The organism is Paenibacillus solisilvae (genome assembly GCF_042656405.1).
Taxonomy (GTDB): Bacteria; Bacillota; Bacilli; order Paenibacillales; family Paenibacillaceae; genus Paenibacillus_Z; species Paenibacillus_Z solisilvae.
On record NZ_JBHSOW010000050.1, the window covers coordinates 1 to 810 of the forward strand.

An 810-nucleotide genomic window follows, 5' to 3' on the forward strand; every position below is an offset into this window, starting at 1 on the left:
GTTTTTTTTGTGGATTAGTAGAATATTTCATTTGGAATTAGCAATCCATAAGAAACAACCCAAGCTGAAATGTCCTAAAATGTAGTAGATATCCCTCATGAATAAAGGAGAACTGAAAATGAGAAAACTCGTTCTATTTCTGCATGCATCGCTTGACGGTTTTGTAGAAGGGCCGAACGGTGAAATGGACATTGGCTGGGTTTCCTACGATGCTGATTTGGAGAAACATACGAAAGAAATTCTGAGTACTGCCGACACTGTCGTTTGGGGACGTGGGACTTATCAGATGATGCAAAGTTACTGGCCATCTGTGCCTTCGAACCCATCAGCTTCGCAGCATGAACGGAATCATGCCGAGTGGATCGAAAAGACAGCCAAAATCGTTTTTTCCACGACGCTGGAGAAAGTCGAATGGAATAATTCCAGACTGGTGAAAGAAGATAACGATCAAAGAGCAGGTCGCCGCGGCGCCTGCTCCAATTTCACTATCGTGCCCGTTAGCGTAATCTACTTTAGGAAACAAGGTCATCTTACCGTCTGGTAAACGAGACCGATCCATCGAAAACAAGGTTAACGCTGAGGTATTAGTGGGAATCGCTGAATCTATCGGCTTGGAAACCTATTACAAGGCAAAGCCCAAAGAAAAACTTCTTAAATAATGTGATTTCGGCATACTGGGAATACACTAAATGGTAAACCTATTTAACGATGGAACACGATAGTTGAGGTAAAACAAAAGGATTGACCCTGCCCCGAATAGATAGACACATAGAAAACCTCTATAATATACGTGGAGGGATTTAATATGGG

General features: G+C 42.3%; 1 pseudogene. It reads left to right on the forward strand.

What is annotated here, in order from left to right:
- Positions 1-118: 118 nt before the first annotated feature.
- Positions 119-451, forward strand: a pseudogene (locus tag ACFPYJ_RS14930) (dihydrofolate reductase family protein); the annotation flags it as partial.
- Positions 452-810 lie beyond the last annotated feature (359 nt).